Source organism: Arthrobacter sp. AOP36-A1-22 (assembly GCF_052377615.1).
Taxonomy (GTDB): domain Bacteria; phylum Actinomycetota; class Actinomycetes; order Actinomycetales; family Micrococcaceae; genus Arthrobacter_H.
In genome coordinates this window covers 1-1,192 of record NZ_JBQSWX010000061.1, presented here as the reverse complement: position 1 = coordinate 1,192, position 1,192 = coordinate 1, and the positions used below count along the sequence as shown (strand labels likewise).

Here is a 1,192-nt window from a genome sequence, read left to right as displayed (position 1 = left end):
TCGGCACCGCCGTCGGCGGTCCCGGCGATCAACGCCAACGCGATGATGTCGGCGACCTCGGTAAAGGCCGCCTCCGAGAAACCACGGGTGGCCAACGCCGGGGTCCCGATCCGCAACCCCGACGTCACCATCGGAGGCCGCGGATCGAACGGGACCGCATTGCGGTTGACCGTGATCTCGATCTTCGCCAACAGGTCCTCGCCTTCCTGGCCATTGAGGACCGAATCCCGCAGATCCACCAACACCAGGTGCACATCCGTGCCCCCGGTCAACACGCTGATCCCGCACTCGGCGACATCTGCGGCCGTGAGGCGTTCGGCCAGGATCCTCGCCCCGGCCAACGTGCGCGCCTGGCGCTCGGCGAACTCTTCGGAGGCGGCGATCTTGAACGCCACCGCCTTGCCGGCAATGACATGCTCCAACGGCCCGCCCTGCTGACCGGGGAACACCGCGGAGTTGATCTTCTTGGCGATATCGGCCTCGTTGGTCAGGATGATCCCGCCGCGCGGGCCGGCCAACGTCTTATGCGTGGTGGAGGTGACCACATGGGCATGGGGCACCGGGGAAGGATGCAACCCGGCAGCGACCAGACCGGCGAAATGGGCCATGTCCACGAACAAGTAGGCGCCGACCTGATCGGCAATGGCCCGGAAGCGTTCGAAGTCCAGCTGACGCGGATACGCCGACCAGCCGGCCACGATCATCTTGGGCTGGTGCTCGATCGCCAACGCCTCGACCTCGTCCATATCGATCCGCAGATCCGTTTCGGACACCGAGTACGGGACGATGTTGTACAGCCGTCCGGAGAAGTTGATCTTCATCCCGTGGGTCAAGTGACCGCCATGGGCCAGGTTCAGGCCCATGACCGTGTCCCCGGGACGGATCAACGCGTGCATCACCGAGGCATTGGCCTGGGCGCCCGAATGCGGCTGGACGTTGGCGAAACCGGCCCCGAAGAGGGCCTTGACCCGCTCGATCGCCAGCGACTCGATCACGTCGACATGCTCGCAGCCGCCGTAGTACCGGCGCCCGGGGTATCCCTCGGCGTATTTATTGGTCAGCACCGAGCCCTGGGCTTCCATGACCGCCTGGGCGGTGTGGTTCTCCGAGGCGATCATTTCCAGACCGTCCTGCTGGCGGGCCAGCTCGGCATCGATCCGCGAAGCAACCTCGGGATCAAGCTCCGCCAGCG

The 1,192-nt window shown here is 65.7% G+C and carries 1 protein-coding gene; it reads right to left on the bottom strand.

What is annotated here, in order from left to right; genetic code table 11:
* The coding region (gene glyA / locus ACT3S2_RS15810; RefSeq protein ID WP_444561934.1) for a serine hydroxymethyltransferase at positions 1-1,190 on the bottom strand (1,190 nt) is incomplete at its 3' end.
* Positions 1,191-1,192: the final 2 nt, after the last annotated feature.